The sequence below is a fragment of the Candidatus Poribacteria bacterium genome (assembly GCA_021295715.1).
Classification (GTDB): domain Bacteria; phylum Poribacteria; class WGA-4E; order WGA-4E; family WGA-3G; genus WGA-3G.
This window is the reverse complement of record JAGWBV010000039.1, coordinates 14,117-31,008: the sequence shown is the minus strand read 5'-3', so window position 1 is coordinate 31,008 and position 16,892 is coordinate 14,117. Positions and strand designations below refer to the sequence as shown.

At 46.9% G+C, this 16,892-nt stretch carries 16 protein-coding genes; 6 read left to right on the top strand and 10 right to left on the bottom strand.

Features of this window, described 5'->3' with window-relative positions:
* Positions 1-260: 260 nt before the first annotated feature.
* From J4G07_11250 to J4G07_11220, 7 genes are all read right to left on the bottom strand, one after another.
* Positions 261-2,060 carry an ABC transporter permease subunit gene (locus J4G07_11250; GenBank protein ID MCE2414574.1) on the bottom strand — a complete coding sequence of 600 codons (1,800 nt, stop codon included), beginning with the start codon at positions 2,058-2,060 and terminating at the stop codon, positions 261-263.
* Positions 2,047-2,934, bottom strand: a complete 888-nt coding sequence (locus tag J4G07_11245; GenBank protein MCE2414573.1) for a MoxR family ATPase — start codon at positions 2,932-2,934, stop codon at positions 2,047-2,049. Before J4G07_11245 ends, J4G07_11250 begins: the two co-directional genes overlap by 14 nt.
* 140 nt (positions 2,935-3,074) lie before the next feature.
* The gene (locus tag J4G07_11240) at positions 3,075-3,608 is read right to left on the bottom strand and encodes a Uma2 family endonuclease (protein MCE2414572.1); all 534 of its coding nucleotides are present in this window, start codon (positions 3,606-3,608) and stop codon (positions 3,075-3,077) included.
* A gap of 172 nt (positions 3,609-3,780) precedes the next feature.
* The gene (locus J4G07_11235; GenBank protein ID MCE2414571.1) at positions 3,781-4,386 is read right to left on the bottom strand and encodes a nucleotidyltransferase family protein; all 606 of its coding nucleotides are present in this window, start codon (positions 4,384-4,386) and stop codon (positions 3,781-3,783) included.
* Positions 4,387-4,389: 3 nt separating this feature from the next.
* Positions 4,390-4,659 (bottom strand): acylphosphatase, encoded by a 270-nt coding sequence (yccX, locus tag J4G07_11230; GenBank protein MCE2414570.1) that lies wholly within the window; start codon positions 4,657-4,659, stop codon positions 4,390-4,392.
* Positions 4,660-5,521: 862 nt separating this feature from the next.
* The gene (locus tag J4G07_11225; protein ID MCE2414569.1) at positions 5,522-6,337 is read right to left on the bottom strand and encodes a DUF481 domain-containing protein; all 816 of its coding nucleotides are present in this window, start codon (positions 6,335-6,337) and stop codon (positions 5,522-5,524) included.
* Positions 6,330-7,073, bottom strand: coding sequence for a hypothetical protein (locus J4G07_11220; GenBank protein MCE2414568.1), 744 nt, complete (start codon positions 7,071-7,073; stop codon positions 6,330-6,332). Before J4G07_11220 ends, J4G07_11225 begins: the two co-directional genes overlap by 8 nt.
* Before the next feature lie 561 nt (positions 7,074-7,634).
* Here J4G07_11220 and J4G07_11215 point away from each other — a divergent pair.
* The gene (locus J4G07_11215; GenBank protein MCE2414567.1) at positions 7,635-8,597 is read left to right on the top strand and encodes a nucleoside hydrolase; all 963 of its coding nucleotides are present in this window, start codon (positions 7,635-7,637) and stop codon (positions 8,595-8,597) included.
* A gap of 13 nt (positions 8,598-8,610) precedes the next feature.
* On the opposite strand, the gene J4G07_11210 is transcribed toward J4G07_11215, so the two are convergent.
* The 3 genes from J4G07_11210 to J4G07_11200 are packed head-to-tail and all read right to left on the bottom strand — an operon-like array spanning position 8,611 to position 12,001.
* Positions 8,611-9,849, bottom strand: coding sequence for a hypothetical protein (locus J4G07_11210; GenBank protein ID MCE2414566.1), 1,239 nt, complete (start codon positions 9,847-9,849; stop codon positions 8,611-8,613).
* Positions 9,850-9,852: 3 nt separating this feature from the next.
* Positions 9,853-10,506 (bottom strand): hypothetical protein, encoded by a 654-nt coding sequence (locus J4G07_11205; protein ID MCE2414565.1) that lies wholly within the window; start codon positions 10,504-10,506, stop codon positions 9,853-9,855.
* Positions 10,496-12,001, bottom strand: coding sequence for a carboxypeptidase M32 (locus J4G07_11200; protein ID MCE2414564.1), 1,506 nt, complete (start codon positions 11,999-12,001; stop codon positions 10,496-10,498). Before J4G07_11200 ends, J4G07_11205 begins: the two co-directional genes overlap by 11 nt.
* Before the next feature lie 280 nt (positions 12,002-12,281).
* Here J4G07_11200 and J4G07_11195 point away from each other — a divergent pair, with 280 nt between their 5' ends.
* From J4G07_11195 to J4G07_11175, 5 genes are all read left to right on the top strand, one after another.
* Positions 12,282-13,205: a phosphate ABC transporter substrate-binding protein gene (locus J4G07_11195; protein ID MCE2414563.1), complete on the top strand. Its 924-nt coding sequence runs from the start codon at positions 12,282-12,284 to the stop codon at positions 13,203-13,205.
* 5 nt (positions 13,206-13,210) lie between these two features.
* Positions 13,211-14,119: a phosphate ABC transporter permease subunit PstC gene (pstC, locus tag J4G07_11190; protein ID MCE2414562.1), complete on the top strand. Its 909-nt coding sequence runs from the start codon at positions 13,211-13,213 to the stop codon at positions 14,117-14,119.
* A gap of 15 nt (positions 14,120-14,134) precedes the next feature.
* A complete protein-coding gene (gene pstA / locus J4G07_11185) occupies positions 14,135-15,019 on the top strand; it encodes a phosphate ABC transporter permease PstA (GenBank protein MCE2414561.1) in 885 nt (294 codons plus the stop codon).
* 145 nt (positions 15,020-15,164) lie between these two features.
* Positions 15,165-15,914: an ion transporter gene (locus tag J4G07_11180; protein ID MCE2414560.1), complete on the top strand. Its 750-nt coding sequence runs from the start codon at positions 15,165-15,167 to the stop codon at positions 15,912-15,914.
* Positions 15,901-16,686, top strand: coding sequence for a phosphate ABC transporter ATP-binding protein (locus J4G07_11175; protein ID MCE2414559.1), 786 nt, complete (start codon positions 15,901-15,903; stop codon positions 16,684-16,686). Before J4G07_11180 ends, J4G07_11175 begins: the two co-directional genes overlap by 14 nt.
* Positions 16,687-16,892 lie beyond the last annotated feature (206 nt).

The window sequence follows — 16,892 nt, the reverse complement described above, 5'->3', positions numbered from 1 at the left end:
CAGGCTTTTTAATTTTACCTTGCGGAGAAACAACGGTTGTTAGAACTATCAAGTGCATCTCCTATATCCGCCTGCGCCGTTGTTGCAGGCTTTTTAATTTTACCTTGCGGAGAAATAACGGTTGTTAGAACTATCAAGTGCATCTCCTATATCCGCCTGCGCCGTTGTTGCAGGCTACGCCTTTGTGTTTAAGGTTTCCTGACACAACCTAACAGGTTATGCTACAAAAGAGCAACGTGTGTAAGTCCTAAGAATTTTAATTATTCCTTGACGCCTCCTAAAGTAATACCCTGCACAAATTCACGTTGCATCGCTAAAAACAGAATAACGATCGGCATAAGCGATAGCAGTGTTCCCGCCATCAACATACCGTAATCTTGACGATAGGTCCCCACGAGATTCGCTAATCCGATCGGTAGCGTATATTTCACCTCATCCCGTAAAATAATGAGGGGCCAGAGATACCCATTCCATGAACCCAAAAACGAATAGATCGTCAACGCCCCAAGCGCAGGCTTGATGATCGGCAGCACAATCCGATAGTAGATACCGAACTCGGAACAACCATCAATACGCGCCGCATCCAGCAGTTCAGACGGAATCGTGACAATAAATTGACGCATCAGAAATACGCCAAACGCACCGACCGAAAACGGGATAATAATCGCTTTGTAACTATTGAGCCAACCGATATCGTACATCAACCCAAACAACGGAACGAGTAATACCTGAAATGGCACCATCATAGAAGCGAGGAGGATACCGAACAGAATTTTTTGACCACGGAATTGATACTTGGCAAACGCATAACCACCGAGCGAGCAGAAAAACAGCGTGAGAAGCGTTGATGCCGTGGCAATAAAAATACTGTTAACAAAATACCGATTATACGGCACCGTCTTCCATAGATTTCGATAGTTTGATGTGAACTTATCCCACACAATTGACAGGTAAGCCGGTTGATGAATCGTAAGTTGCAGGAACAATTGACTTCCATTCCCTACGTCCATTGCTGATTGGGCAGGCACAAGACCTGCTGATTGGGCAGGCACAAGACCTGCTGATTGGGCAGGCACAAGACCTGCTGATTGGGCAGGCACAAGACCTGCCCCTACTCTCTGCATCGTGATGTGTGAAGACTCTAACTCACCGGGGATACCGTGCAGTCGCCAGACCGAATCTGTCCACAGCGCGCTCCCTATAACGAAAGAACGTGCCGGTTGATATGTAACGCCATTGTTGGTTCCGTCAGTATCCGTCGCAGACTGCGGCACAGACACACTTAAAGAAAGTCGGTGATATGAGGCATCCCCACGCACAGGAAGCGTGAGGCGTCGTATCCGTTCGATTGGAATAGGCGAGGCAACCGTTGCTGTCATACGAACAGTATCGCTGCCTTGGAAATTGTAGGATAGACTCGCAGCCGTCTGGAGATCGTCTGACGTGCGTATACGCGTGCCTGTCTCTGCCTCCCAGTTCACGCTCTCAATGGGGGTGCGATTGAAGTCGAGGTCTTCTATTTGGAGCGTTCCAACCGCAACTTCGCGATACACCGCCCCCCAGATTGTATCAACTGCTTCAGGAATAATAGCGTCTCGGACCGCTGTAGCAGCCGAATCCGTTGTGCCGTTCCAGACTTCGTCTGGCAAGCCTGTGACCAATTGTTGCCATAACCCCTCAATTATTTCGGTTTTCAATTCTTCGGATGAAACATAATTAGCAAGTTTCGCATTCGCTGCGATATGTGCCTGTGCCTGAGACCAAATTATTTGTGTGAGTTGGGGCTGCAGGGTTTCCCATTCTGCTTCATCCACCAGTGCCGGTTTTTTAATTTCAGGATAGGCATCTTCGACAATATAAGGTGATGCTGCGACGCGCGGGGGAAAACTCGGGAACCATTGAATAGGGACAGCAAAAATTTCGTTGGCGGTTTTAAAAGAGGATGTCAATAACCACAGCATCGGTATCATGGTACAAAACGCTGCACCTACTAAAAGGAGATAACCGACGCCTCTGAAAATTTTTATTTCAACGTGTCGCGTTTTTTTACTTTGGTTCATCCGAAGATCCTAATTCAGATAAGTCTAAGGTTTGTGCGCGTTGAATATCGTCCTGATATTTGAAGACACATCCGAGCGTCTCCGCAACGACATCCGCATCCAACTGCGCTTTACCGAGTGCCATGAGCGCCAAAGCCCAATCCAAGGTCTCCGCAACACCGGGTTTCTTATAGTAATCCCCTTGCCGCCAGAGTTGCATCATCCCACACAACTGCTGTGCAAGGTGTTCATCAATCTGTGGTAGTTTCGTTTGAACGATTGCTAACTCCTTCTCCACAGTCGGATAATCGATCCACTGATAGAGACACCGGCGTTTGAGTGCTTCGTGGACCTCCCGCGTCCGGTTTGAGGTAAGCACAACATAGGGAATGTGTTTCGCTTGAATTGTCCCGATTTCGGGGATAGTAATTTGGAAGTCGGACAAAATCTCAAGTAGAAACGCCTCAAATTCACTGTCGCTCCGGTCTACTTCGTCAATGAGTAGGACGGGTGGCTCATCACCATCGCTCTGGATAGCCTCGAGCAAAGGACGTTTCAATAGAAACGCTTCGCTGAAGAGATCCGTCCCGATGTTTTCTTTTTCTCGTCCGCGTGCCTCATCAATGCGAAGTTGCAAAATTTGCCGTGTATAGTTCCATTCATACAAGGCACTGTTCGCATCCAAACCTTCATAACACTGCAACCGAATGAGTTTCGCGCCTGTTGAATCCGCGAGCACTTTAGCGACTTCAGTCTTACCGACACCGGGTTCGCCTTCGAGAAAGATAGGTTTTTTGAGATGATGGGCGAGATAGAGGGTCGTTGCTAAACCACTATCAGCGATATAGTCATGTTTTTCACATGTTACTTGAACGTTTTCGATGGATTTAAACACTTTTTAATTATTCCTTGCGGTGCGGTCAGATAGGTTTGAGATCTGAAGCCCCTTTCCGCCCATCCGCTCTCCATTTGATTACGAGCTACGCACTGGATTCTACGGATTTTTAATTATCCTTTAGATAAATGTGGCTCAGGTTATTCAAACAACTTTTCCACGGGACAGGTAAACCCCGGCACGACATCCTCACCGGTTAACGTGGCTTCGGATGTAAGTAGCGCAATGTCGCTTTTAGAACGATAGACCGTCACCGTTTTGGCGACAGGATCAAGCACCCAGACGCGGCGGGTCCCTGCCTCCAGATAGTCAAATGCCTTGCGGACGATACGGTAGTGAACATCCGTCGGAGAGACCACTTCAATCGCTAAATCAGGTGGTATCGGAAACGACTTGTCTTCGTCAACATCCAAGCGATCAGTTGAAACGAACGCAACGTCTGGTTTCATCACACGTTCCCCAACCTGGAATATCGTCTCTGCTGTATAGACTTCCCCCAACTCATTCTCGTAGACATAGGGATCCAAATACCTAATGATGCTGACACTAATCCTACCATGTCTTCTCGTCGCTGGGGAAATCGGTATTAATTCTCCTTTGGCGTATTCATATCCTGGGACATCATTCTCAAGAAATTCCGCTAATGTCATCGTGGTAGGTATCGGCACGTACATTTCTGGTGGTGACTTCTGGACTAATTTGCCTTCAACGTATTCATATCCCGGAACATCGTGCTCAAGAAATTCCGCTAATGTCATCGTAGTAGGAATGGATTCAGGGATTTCTGGTGTATCTTTGCGAGATTCTTTCATTTTTCTCCCCCTCACGTGTCTATGTGGTCCCGTTTCACTTTTCCTGCAGGGCGCGTTCATAATCTTCGCGATAATCTATATCCCGTAGTACCCGGTCTGTATCGACTGTAACATAATGAATATCGTCGGCATATCTTTTGAAGAGCGTCCGCACGCCGCCACTCTCCACTTCTAAGTCAAGAATATCGTCGGCATACTCGCGATGGAAGATAACTGGATGCCCCCGTTTATAATTATAACTCGGTAGTGCAATCTTTTTGTCCGTTCGGACATAGGCATCAATAACCCGATCTATTAACGCGGCGGTGATGAAAGGCTGGTCGACCAACATAAGCGAAAATGCATTACTTTCCTTCAGCGCCCGTATACCCGCCTGTGCCGAAGTCAACATACCCTCCTGATAGTCAGGGTTGAAAACAATTTTGACGGGACGCGACGTTAGTTGTTCTTGAATCTGCGTTGCGTAATGCCCCACAACAACGATAACCTCATCAAACTTGGCACCAAGCATACTGTCCACTACGGTCTCAACAATAGTGCTCTCCCCGAAAGGGAGTAGCTGCTTCGGTTCCCCCATCCGAGTGGAGAGTCCTGCTGCGAGGAGTATGCCCGATACAAAAGCGGGTGGTGCCTGCGTCATACTTTAATACCGAACGCCGAAAGTCTCATAGTCGCCTGTGAAGGGACGTTCGTCAATCTCAAGCGCATCAACTCTTGCATAGCGCGGTCCCTCCTTTAGCAAAGCGATTAATGCATCCAACTGCGACTTATCACCCTCTGCGACAACCTCTACCTTACCGTTTGGTAGATTCTTAGCATAGCCATTAATACCAAGCTGCTTAGCATTAAGTTGTGTGAAATTGCGGAACCCTACGCCTTGCACCCTGCCAGTGATTAGCACATACAGTTGCATTTTCCGGTTAACCTCAATCGTGAGCGTAACAGGTGTCCCAAGTTTTGGCATCAAGGCATCGTTTTTTTTATAGATGTTCTCCTCTTCCGATTCAGGGAGCGGATTCTGGAAGAGTGCGCTCGCATCAAACCGCTTCAAAGCGACAATATCGTTGCTCATAAACGCCTGCGGTATCATGGCATCCTCATCATCGCTATCCAAATCTGATACGATCCGTGAACCGGAATAGATCCAAGTAACATTCGACATCGGTTTTTGGGTTTTTACATTGTAAATTAGTTCTTCGGCACGAACTTTTTTCGCCTTATCGCCAACTTTCCATTCCACATAAACATTAAACTTGGTCCCCCTTGGTGGTGTCGGTTCATCTTTTTCTTCATCATAGCCGGGCGGCGTACCTATCGCAACACCAAGTTTTTCAAGTGCCTCGTAAATTTCCTTCGCTGTCGCATTGACAACAACAATGCTCTCATATTCCTTGCCGTTGTGTCCACAAACGAGATATTCAACGGCTCCTTTTAAATGCGAATCGTATTCTCCGAGTGCCTCAGAAATTTTACCCTTTAAGACGATCTGCTTCTCGCTTTCCAGTATCTGGAGATGCCCATCCGCCCATCCGATATTCGAGCACAGCGCAATAAACCATACGCCGATACAGATTTTCATCGCCATTTCCCAAGTGTAGGTTCTCACCTGCTTCATTAGACGGCTCCTTTTTTAATAGTTACCAGTTGTCAGTTTTCGGTTGTCGGTTCAGAGGTTTCTTGGTAACAAATTCACCATGTCTTGGAGTCCCGAAAGCAGGAAAGGTTGTTACAGAATTCCTCTTCACTGAAAACCGAGAACCGAAGACCGATAACCCTTAAAAAGTATACCTTAATCCGTTAAAAATTTCCACATCATGTTTTCGGATTCCGGTAGGCGGTTCGCTATCGTATCGGAAATTCATTCGGAGTGGAAAAGATAATTTTGTCGTCAATGGGAACGTAATGCTCCCTTCAAAAAGGATGCGATAATCTTGAAAACGTCGGACATAGACCTGATAGTATCCTGTCGCACTCGTCGTGACGCGTTCATCGAGTTGCCCAGTCCAATTGATGTAATTTGTGGATCGAACGACACGGGTCGTCATCACGCCGCGATTTTTGTCATTAATGCGCTCGTGTTCCCACATCGCACCGATGCCGAGATAGAGATTAAATTTGGAATCACGCGGACGCGATGCGAACCGGACACCACCGCCTACCAAATTCCGATCATTTAGTAGAATCGAGTCGTTGAATTGCTTCTGAACAAAGGATTCAAAAAGGACATGCGGGGTCAAATTTCGGATAATTCGAGCGTGTGCCATACCTTTATTGATAAAAAATTCGCCACTCTTTCTGCCTTGCTGAAGACTTCCGAAAACGAAACCGTGATAGGATTCTGTGAGATAATCTGAGCGAAATCGAGTCCGAGTTGTAAGGAAATCTGTATTGCCAGAACGATAGGTTAAATCCAGTGCAATACTGTTATACAGACCGGATTCCAATCGCATCTGGCGCATCGTTTCACCGGTAAAGATATTCACCTGTGCCATAAGTGGTGAACAGCAGAAAAGAAGTGAGACAAAACAGATACCGATACCTTGTTTGTAGTGGTAGACACGTTTAGGGTTTTGCGTGTGGGTGTTAGGCATCTGTGTTCTCTGTGTGTTTTCGCAATTGGCGGGTCTCTTTTTTGAGTTGGTCGGTCAATGTTTTCTGGGTGTCTTGCAGAGCGTTGACATCTTGAGGTGTGATATCGAGGGGTTGCTCTTGTTGGTTGACGGCGTTGCATGCGGCGATGGTTTTGAGGATCTGGGAGGCTTGGGTGATGTATTTGAGATCGCGTTTTTCGATTACGAGTTCCTTTGTGAGACCGTATAGAAATTCCAATTCGAGGATAAGATTTTCGGGAAGGCTGAGACTTGCAGTGCGGTAGCTGGCGAGGTATTGTTCGCGGGTTTCGTTGAAGAGGGTTCGATATTTCTGAGGGAATTGAGGGTGTGTGATGTTGAGTCTGCGGAAGTTATTTTCGCACTTTCCTCTGAGTATCTTATTGTAACGATTGATCTGTGCAATGATCATTTTCCAGTTTACAAAGACCTGCCTTCTTTGTTGGATGCCCTTTTTTGTAGTTATGGTTTTATACAAATCGAATTGATAGATGTTAGGTTCATGGTCCTTTAGGTAATGCACTTCTGTAAAGTGATCCTTTTTGCGTAAGATTTCTTCTACGGCTTCTTTTTCGAGTTCAACTGCGCGGCCTTCGAGGAACGCTTCGGCAATATGGGATGCGAAAGCAATCATGAAGTTATTGAGGATTTCACTGGGTTTCATAAAACAGGCGTATCCCTTAACGACAAATTCTTTGTGTTCTTCTTGGAGTTTCATAGAATTTTTCCTTAAAATGTTACGTTTTTATAACATTTTTAAATTAGCATTTCTGTGCGGGTTTTGGTTGAGATCCCAGTGGAGACGTGGAGTTCTCGTGTGTTTCTCGGTTACGATTCTATGTTGGGAAAAAAATAATTTGGTAAAAAGTGTAACTTTTTTGTCCCCGAACATGAATCGTTTGACCATTCGTTTGATCCGAGTTTGTAACGTCCGTTGTCTGAATCAGGATCGAGAAAATCAGGACGGACGCAATTTTGACGATAGCGTCTAAAAAACATAGGCGTTGCGCGACACAACCTAACAGGTTATGCTACAAAAGAGGACTCAGCGTAAGTTATATTAATATATTTTTACATTATTTATAATAACATATTTTATTTAAAAATGCAAATTTATTTTTTTAGGGGTGCGTAAATATAATAAAGTCTACAATGATAGTAAAACCTAAAAACCGAAATTATGGGAGAGATTGAATGCCTCTGCTTAAAATCGTTCTGCCATTGGACAAAATCGTTCCGTAATGGTAAAATCAATAAAACAGGAGAAAGGAAGACAAATATGCAACGCATTCTTATAGACACGGATCCGGGTGTAGACGATGCACTCGCGATTCTCCTTGCAATGCTTTCACCCGAATTACACATAGAAGCACTAACAACCGTTTGTGGAAATGTCCCCGTGACACAGGGAACAGAGAACCTGTTAAGAATCCTTGGAGTTCTCACTTTAGAGGAATACCCACGTATCGCCGAAGGCGAAGCACAACCGCTCGTAAAACCTCTCGTAACAGCTGCCCACGTCCACGGTGATGATGGCTTAGGAAATATCAGCGAACTCCGAAAAGCAGATGGTAGTCCGTTGTATCCTCCTGCAGACGCAAACATCTCATCCACTTCAGGGATCGATCTCATCCTTGAAACGGTAACACGCTATCCAGATGAACTCACGCTCGTCGCCCTCGGTCCGCTGACAAATATCGCCAAGGCAATTCGCAAAGATTCAGCGAAGATGCAACGGCTGCAGAAAATTGTTGTGATGGGTGGTGCGTTTGAGGAATACGGTAATGTCACAACGACTGCTGAATTTAATATCTTTGTCGATCCGCATGCGGCGCACGAAGTCTTCCACTTCGATGTACCTATTCACATTGTCCCTCTCGATGCAACACACCAACTCATCTTAACCGGCGAACGATTACACGCCGAAACCGATAAACGCCCGAACAGAATTTCTCAATTCCTTAAGGATGCGACACACTCCTGCATGGAATTTTACCGTCAGCACGTTGGATTCTGGGGGTTTCACATCCACGATGCGCTCCCGATTGGCACGCTTACACACCCAGATTATTTTCAAAGCGTTCCGGCACATGTGCAAGTGGAAACCGAAGGCACTTTGACAAGCGGTATGACAGTCGCCTACCTACGGCACGAACGCCGACATCCGAATCCAAATGCAGAGGTCTACATTAAAGTAGCGGCGGAGGCGTTTCTGGATCACTTTTTCGAGCGACTTCAGTGATTTTCTAACCATCTCAGCCCTTACAGGTGTTGTCTTCAAAGAGGGTATTTGGAGTCGTTTTGCCACGGACGAATACCGCTTTTCCATCTGTTTGGAAGCGGTTGTTATAGAACCGGATGTTGTGAATGCCTTTGCTTAAACAGTCAACCGCGGCAGGATCCCCATCAGTGGAATGCGTTGTGAAGATTGTGTTGGCGTAAAAAGTTGTGTCGGTGATACCACCGCTTGCCCCGGTAGACCAGAGGTGAATTCCTCCGTAACGATTCTTTCTACCATCGTTTACACTCACATTATGCCGAAGGACGTTCCCATAAAATGCACGGGCACCGTCGAACTGTGCGAGCAGATATCCGGGTCCATCGTTATGATGGGAATAGTTGTATTGAACAGTCGAATTCCGCACGCCACCATCCAGATCAAAGCCACCCCCGTCTTTACTGCTACCCGTTCGGTTATGGTGAGATTCATTGAACTGAATGACGGCGCGGTTCGCATCCCACACCCAGATTCCAACGGGACCTCCACCTTCATGATCGTTTAAACTGCCATTTTCGTAAGCACGACAACGTTCAATTACCGCTCCATCTATCTGTGCAAGGACAATACCGTTCCCTGAGTGACTTCCCTTACCGGGTATGCCCGCGTTCCTATAAACACTGCAATTGCCCACATAAAAGTCGGCATGCGCATATCCGTCTCGCTCCGGATTCCAAACACCGATACAACTGATACCTGCATCACCGTTGTCATGGCTTGTGACGTTCGTAATTTTGACATCACAGAAGCCACTCCAACTCTTATCTGATGGTTCCGCCACGAAGCAGATTCCTGCATACTTGAAACCGCTGACACCAACGCGATGAATCTGAATATCTCCCAACTTAATCCCATCGGGCAGCGTATTAATGAACACAATACCAGAACCGACATTCTCAGATGCACCAGCACCAACAAAGTTGAGTTCTTTTAGGTAGATGCCCCCTATATTCTTCACGACGAAACCGGTACCATCGCCAGCGTCAATGGTTGCCCTACCGAATCCGTAGGAACCGACGGTTATCGGTTTGTCCACTCGATTTATATCCTTATCAGTAAGGCGGAGATTTCCGAGGAAGGTGTGGTTGGCGTGAAATAGGACGGAATCACCCGGCAATAACTGGGCAGCATTTACCCGCTGAATACTTTGCCACGGGGACGCCTTGGATGTCCCAACGTTGGAATCGTCACCGAGCAGACTCACGTAATAATCCATTTTTTAAAATACGTTCATTCCACCGAGCGGATGATTCGGGATATATCGGAGGTCGTTGTATGGGTCGCGCTGAAGCATCATCGGCACTTCCAACTTCGGAAGTTTCAACTCAGCGAATTTAACGCGTTGCTCAGGGGTAAGTTCTGCCGCGATTTCCTCAATGATATCTTTAATCTCGTCGAGATAAATCTCGCGTTGCTTCAGGAATTTCCGTGCATCGTCCCTGAATTCATTTAGTTCCCGCCGAGAACGCGTATCCATGAATCCACTTTCGTAGCGATCGTATCGCCGTTGCGTCATACCGGCGCGGAACACCTGATAATCCACCTCCAACTGTTTCTTCTCAAAATCGTAATCCTCAATGATATCACGGATAAGTTTCAGTTTCGGGTGAATCGTCTGCTGCTGTGTCGTTGTGAGTTGCAATGCCGCTGAACTCTTGGATATATCAATTAGTTTGAGCCCACCACATGCTTGCAAAAACCCGCAGAGAAATAAAATGAAGAAGGGGATGGAAGGATGGAAGATAGGAAAGATAGAAGGAGGGGACCCCCGCCACTTTTCCAACCTTCCACGCCAGAATCTTCCAACCCTCCAGTCAAACCCCTCCAATCCTGCAAGCAAACGAAGGAATCCTGTGTAAGTTCTACAAGTCATACAAGTCACCATATTTCGTCCGGAGGTAGGCTATATAAGGTTTAATGGACAGAGGACCTCCGGTTGCACGCTGGATAATTTCCGGTGCCGTATATTTCGATCCGTGTTGGTAAAGATTTTCCTTTAACCAATCGTGGAGTGTACCGAACTCGCCTTTTTCAATTTCAGATGGAATTTCAGCGTGTGCTTCGCATGCAGCTGAGAAGAATTGTGCGCCCAAGATATTGCCCAATGTGTAACCTTGAAACGAACCGCCAATCAACCCATAATACCAATGGACATCTTGCAAAACCCCATCTTTATCATCAGGGGGGACGATACCGAAATCGGCTGCAAACCGCTCAAGCCATGCATCCGGCAAATCTCGAATCTCCAATTCACCTTCCAAGAGTGCCAACTCGAAATCAAAACGCAACATGACGTGTAGGTTGTAGGTAACTTCATCCGCATTTGTGCGAATGAGGGAACGCTCTACCTTATTGATTGCGCGGTGAAACGTCCCTAAGGAAACCGAACCGAGTTGCTCAGGAAAAACGCTTTGGAGCTGCGGATAGAAGTGCTGCCAAAACCCGCGGCTGCGTCCCACGATATTTTCCCAAAGCCTCGACTGACTCTCATGCACACCCGATGAAGTTCCACCGGCAAGTGGCGTTCCTTCTAAATCCATACGAATCCCCTGTTCATACAGTGCATGCCCAGTTTCATGTAGCGTGCTGAAGAGTGCGTCGCCAAGGAAATTATCTTTTGTGCGGGTTGTGATCCTGACATCACCGAGTGAGAACTTTGTCATAAATGGATGGTGTGTTTTATCTTGCCGTCCTCGATTCAAGTCGTAACCGAACTGTTGGGCGACCTGTAAACCAAATGCGAGCTGCTTCTCCTCGGGAAAGTTTTGGTGTAAACACGAATCGTCAGGAAGTGCTTGCGATGTAATCGCAGAAGCAATTGGCACGAGCTCCTGACGTAATTCCGCAAAGACGCGACTCACATCGGTAGCCTTCATCCCGTAATCGCTGGACTCAATGGATGGATCCGCGATATGTTCATAACCCGGAAAGAAGTCTGCCGCCTGTCGGCTGTAGTCCAATGTTTTTTCGAGATACGGACGAACGCGTTCAAAGTCATTCGCTGGACGTGCTTCAGTCCACACCTGATAAGATTCTGATGTGTGGTTGGTTACCTCAGCCATGAATGCAGCAGGGATTTTTGTAGCCCGCTCGTAGTTTCTACGCGTTACACGCAGAAGGCTGGCTTCATCGGAATCGTAAGCGAGACTTTTTTTATACGGTTCGAGTGTATCAAGCAACCCACCTATTTCCGGATCGGTAAATTTCTCGTGTGCTAATCGGCGAAGTGTCGCACTTTGACGTGCCCGAGCAGCGGCACCACCGGGCGGCATATAGGTGGTTTGATCCCAGTAGAGGAGTCCGGCAGCGGACGATATATCATTTGCTTCAAGTAGATGGGTTTTGAGTTGTTGGAATTTGGACTGCACAATATTCTCCTGATTCTGACGTATCGGTTTTCATACCATTATAGCATGATGTGCAGGAAAATGCAAAATTAGCGTATTGCCCGGTTTAGGTTTGGAGTTTGGGTGTAAAGATTGCCCAGATACCGAGTGAACCCCAACGCTTTCGTTGTGAAGTGTCCGCACCGCAAACCTCGCCAGCGAAACAGGGAACCCTTTACCAATAAAAATCTGAATTTTGTCTTATTTTCGTAACAATTGCGCGTTATAATTTAGGTTAGAATTTCGTGAGAGAGGTAGATTGATGCATATAAACGGTCAGTTCGGTTTCACGACTACATGTCTTCTCATCGTTCTGGTATGTTGCTTCGTCATGAACGGTTGTTCACCGAAAGACGATACAAGTGCTGCAAAGACAGAGGGCACACAATTCACCATCAAAAATAAAGGTTCAGATACGATGGTGAACTTGGCACAGGCATGGGCTGAAAAGTATACGGGTATCAGCACCACTGCATCGGTGGAGGTGTCAGGCGGTGGCTCCGGGACAGGTGTCGCAGCACTCATCAATGGCACGGTAGATATTGCGAACTGTAGTCGCCAGATTAAGCCGAAAGAACTGGAACAGGCGTCGCAAAACACCGGTAAAGTTCCTCAAGAATTTATCGTCGGTTACGATGCCCTTGCGGTCTATGTCCATCAGGACACACCCCTCGATAAAATTGCGATCACCCAACTCGCAGAAATTTATGGTGAAAACGGCACAATCACCAAGTGGAGTGATCTCGGTATATCACATAGCGACTGTCCAAGTGACAAGATTATCCGTATCAGTCGTCAATCTAATTCGGGCACCTATTTCTATTTTCGAGAAGCACTGCTCGGCACAGGCCGTGATTTCCGCATAGGTTCGCTGGATCTACATGGTTCTAAAGATGTCGTAGAAGTTGTCGGAAGGACGCCGTGTGCGATCGGTTACAGTGGAATGGGATATGCCACCTCACATGTAAAAATGTTAGAGGTTGCCGCTGATCCCGATTCGCCTTACTATCCCCCAAATCTGGAAAATGTCCTCGCTAAAACCTACCCTATCGCGCGTCCATTATACATGTATTCCCTCGGTGAAGCTACAGGAGAAGTGAAACTATACCTCGATTGGATTTTGTCAGCAGAGGGGCAAGCGATCGTTGAGAAACTCGGCTTCGTTCCGTTAGAAAGCAAGCAATAATATATATGAATATCCTACGCAAAAAAAGCGCGGCGAACTTGCCATTTTCCGAAACAGCGATTGAATTGTTTATCCGTCTGTGTGGTATCAGTTGCATTATCTTTGTATTCGGGATCTTCTTCTTTGTATTTCGGGAAGGCGCAGGTTTCCTTTTCGGCGGTTTAGATTTAGGACAATTTCTGACAAGCGTAGAGTGGCAGCCGACCTCATTGAACAACAAAAGGTATGGCGCGTTTGCGCTGATTGTCGGGACATTCAGCGTCACCCTTTTAGCCATGTGTATCGCTGTTCCATTTGGACTTGGTGCGGCAATCTTTGTATCGGAGTTCTGTAGCCCGAAACTGAAAGAAACATTTAAGATCGTCATTGAGTTGCTCGCCGCTATCCCGTCCGTTGTGTGGGGTTTCATCGGATTGACGCTGATGAATCAATTGATTATCACAGTGTTCAACGCGCCCATCGGTTTAACGATGTTGAACGGTAGTATCATGCTGGCATTGATGAGTGTTCCGATTATCGTGTCTATCGCGGAAGACGCGTTAAAAGCCGTCCCGGATTCCTATCGTGAAGCAGCGGAGGCACTCGGTGCGACTCGGTGGCAGGTAGTTTATCGTGTGCTTTTACCCGCTGCCAAAAACGGACTCCTTGCAGCGGTGCTACTCGGTGCTGCACGCTCTATCGGTGAAACAATGGCTGTGCTTATGGCGACGGGACACTCCGTTAACATTCCATCAGGCCCACTCTCCTGGATTCGCACGCTCACGGCAACGATCGCCGCTGAATTGGGGGAAGTCGCAAGAGGCGATGAACACTATCAAGTCCTCTTCATCATTGGTATTCTGCTTTTCACCATTACCTTTGTGGTGAACCTCATCGCTGATTTGGTGATTAAAGGTATCCGCCAGGAGTCATGAAGGAAAAATTAAAAGATGTTTACAGAAACAGAAATAAGCAAACAAAAGCGGTGGACAGAGAATGTGATGCGAATCTTCTTCCTTGTGATGACAAGCCTGATGATTCTTCCGCTCCTTCTCATCGTAGGCTATCTTTTTTACAAGGCACTCCCGGTTCTCTCTTTGGAATTCCTATTTACGAATCCAAAGGACAACATGCGTGCTGGGGGACTCTGGGCACCCTTTTTAGGCACAATCTATTTGGTGGTAGTATCCTTATTAGTGTCGGCACCGATTGGTGTATTCGCTGCAGTGTATCTCAATGAGTATGCTCGAGAGAGTTGGTTCACGCGTATTACGAATTTAGCGGTTGTAAACCTTGCCGGTGTACCGAGCATCGTCCACGCGCTGTTCGGTGTTGGTGCGTTTGTGCTCTTCGCAGGTTTAGGCGAATCCATCTTAGCAGCGTCACTCACGTTAGCAATCATGACGCTGCCGGTTATTATCGCCAGCACGACGGAAGCCCTCAAAGCCGTTCCGATGTCCTTCCGGGAGGCATGTTGGAACCTTGGTGCGACGCGTTGGCAAACGATTCGTCGTATTGTTATCCCTAACTCCATCAGCGGCATTTTGACGGGGGTTATATTACAGGTATCGCGGGCAGCCGGCGAAACGGCACCGATTATGTTCACGGGTGCGGTTTTCTATAAAGCTATTGCGGAAGGAAACCTTTTCGCCTATAATATAACAGAACAGTGTATGGCACTCTCGCTACACCTCTTTACGATTTCAACACAGGTTCCGGACGTTACGGAGGGTATTCCTTACGGGACTGCAGTTGTCCTTGTCGGCAGTGTCTTACTCGTCAATGCAGCATCAATTGTGGTAAGGGTGTATCTCCGAACTCGGAAAAAGTGGTAAAATGGCGATCAGCGGTCAGCCATCAGCAGTCAGAAGAATGGCTGTCGGAAACCATCGGACACCGTCGGTAAGAGGGTGCTTAGGAACAATTTACTCGCTCTTGGAATATGCCAAGAAGAGACCAGAGAATTGATAACCACTAAGAATGAACAAAGAGAAATTACGAGCAATCATCGAAGGAAATATTGTCAGTAGCATCATTCAGTTCCTGATTCTTGCGTCCGCTGTTGTCTTTGTACTCGAATCTGATAGTGAGGACCCACATGCGTCTCACTTCATTTTGTTGGACTCGGTATTTTTTGGACTATTTTCGATCGAATATATTCTGCGAGTTAACATTGAACCCAGAAAACGGGATTTCATTTTCAGTTTCTACGGCATAATAGACCTGCTCGCTATTCTACCGTCTCTGTTTCTTCTGCCTGGGTTCCGCGTTCTTCGGATACTACGATTCCTGCGAATTTTCAGGATTTTCAAAGCGACGCGATTTATCCTGGCAGTAGATCGTCTCACCGAGGCATTGAATGAAATCCGACGTGAACTCTTAGCACTGGTCATTCTGTCATTGATGTTAGTCTATCTCGCGGCGTGTGGTATCCACTATTTTGAGAGAGTCGAGCAACCCGAAGAATTCGGTTCCATTCTCGATTCCATGTGGTGGGCTATCGTGACCCTCACAACAGTCGGTTACGGAGATGTCTATCCGATAACACCGGGTGGAAAAATTTTCACGGCTCTCGTTACGCTTGTGGGGGTAGGGTTGATAGCAATTCCGTCTGGATTGTTAGCCTCCGTTTTGACGGAAGCACGGGTGGAACGGAAAAAAGAAGAAAGTGAAGAAGACGTGGAAAATGAATCCACGGAAGGCATTGACAATAGGCATGAAAACAGATAGCCAGAATGGATCGCAAAACACCGCCATCATTGAGGTTAACGACCTGAAGGTGCGCTATGGAGACAGTCCCGCTCTGAACGGTGTCTCCTTTGATGTATACCAGAACGAGATCCTCGGTATCATCGGTCCCGCGCAATCCGGTAAAACAACACTCCTGAAAGTCATCAATAGAACACTGGAATTTACACCGGACACAACGGTAGAAGGATCCGTGAAACTGGATGGCGAAGATATTAGCACAATTGGCGATGTATACGGTTTGCGCCGACGTATTGGTATGGTTCAACCTTTACCGGTGGGTCTGCCGCTTTCCATCTATGATAACGTCGCTTTTGCGCCTCGGACATCAGGGGTTCGCGCAAAATCGGAATTAGACGAAATTGTTGAACGGTGTTTACACCAAGCCGCACTGTGGGAAGAGGTAAAGGATCGGTTGAACACGCTTGGCACGAAATTATCAGGTGGACAACAACAACGTCTGACGATCGCACGCGCCCTTTCACATCAACCGGACATTCTATGTCTCGACGAATTTTCAATTGCCGTCGATCCGATTACAACGATGCGCATTGAAGAGGTGCTGAAAACCCTACAAACAGAAATGACTATTTTGCTCGTTACGAATTTGGTCCAACAAGCGAAACGGCTGGCGAACCGCACCGCCTTTTTTCTTAACGGGGATCTCATCGAGATTGATACAACGGATATAATTTTCTCTGATAATCCATCAGAGCAAGCCACGTATGACTATGTGAACGGGACCTTTGGTTAAATTGGCTATCGGCCATCAGTTGTCGGCAATCAAGAGGAAGTTGGGTTTCACTACGTTCTGGTGGATATACACCGATATTTTGGATGTGAGCGGTCTTTGGCTAACCACAGATGCTTTCTCAGTTCCATTCTACCCAACCTACGGAAACTATCAACTGTCGGCAGGAAGATGCCCAGGAAACCAACGGTCTCCTATGCTACAAACTG

Excerpts from the sequence above, each read along its gene's own strand:
- J4G07_11250 (MCE2414574.1), bottom strand. The coding sequence starts at position 2,060 with ATGAACCAAAGTAAAAAAACGCGACACGTTGAAATAAAAATTTTCAGA.
- J4G07_11240 (MCE2414572.1), bottom strand. The coding sequence starts at position 3,608 with ATGTACGTGCCGATACCTACCACGATGACATTAGCGGAATTTCTTGAG.
- J4G07_11235 (MCE2414571.1), bottom strand. The coding sequence starts at position 4,386 with ATGACGCAGGCACCACCCGCTTTTGTATCGGGCATACTCCTCGCAGCA.
- yccX (MCE2414570.1), bottom strand. The coding sequence starts at position 4,659 with ATGCAACTGTATGTGCTAATCACTGGCAGGGTGCAAGGCGTAGGGTTC.
- J4G07_11225 (MCE2414569.1), bottom strand. The coding sequence starts at position 6,337 with ATGCCTAACACCCACACGCAAAACCCTAAACGTGTCTACCACTACAAA.
- J4G07_11220 (MCE2414568.1), bottom strand. The coding sequence starts at position 7,073 with ATGAAACTCCAAGAAGAACACAAAGAATTTGTCGTTAAGGGATACGCC.
- J4G07_11215 (MCE2414567.1), top strand. The coding sequence starts at position 7,635 with ATGCAACGCATTCTTATAGACACGGATCCGGGTGTAGACGATGCACTC.
- J4G07_11210 (MCE2414566.1), bottom strand. The coding sequence starts at position 9,849 with ATGGATTATTACGTGAGTCTGCTCGGTGACGATTCCAACGTTGGGACA.
- J4G07_11205 (MCE2414565.1), bottom strand. The coding sequence starts at position 10,506 with ATGACTTGTAGAACTTACACAGGATTCCTTCGTTTGCTTGCAGGATTG.
- J4G07_11195 (MCE2414563.1), top strand. The coding sequence starts at position 12,282 with ATGCATATAAACGGTCAGTTCGGTTTCACGACTACATGTCTTCTCATC.
- pstC (MCE2414562.1), top strand. The coding sequence starts at position 13,211 with ATGAATATCCTACGCAAAAAAAGCGCGGCGAACTTGCCATTTTCCGAA.
- pstA (MCE2414561.1), top strand. The coding sequence starts at position 14,135 with ATGTTTACAGAAACAGAAATAAGCAAACAAAAGCGGTGGACAGAGAAT.
- J4G07_11180 (MCE2414560.1), top strand. The coding sequence starts at position 15,165 with ATGAACAAAGAGAAATTACGAGCAATCATCGAAGGAAATATTGTCAGT.
- J4G07_11175 (MCE2414559.1), top strand. The coding sequence starts at position 15,901 with ATGAAAACAGATAGCCAGAATGGATCGCAAAACACCGCCATCATTGAG.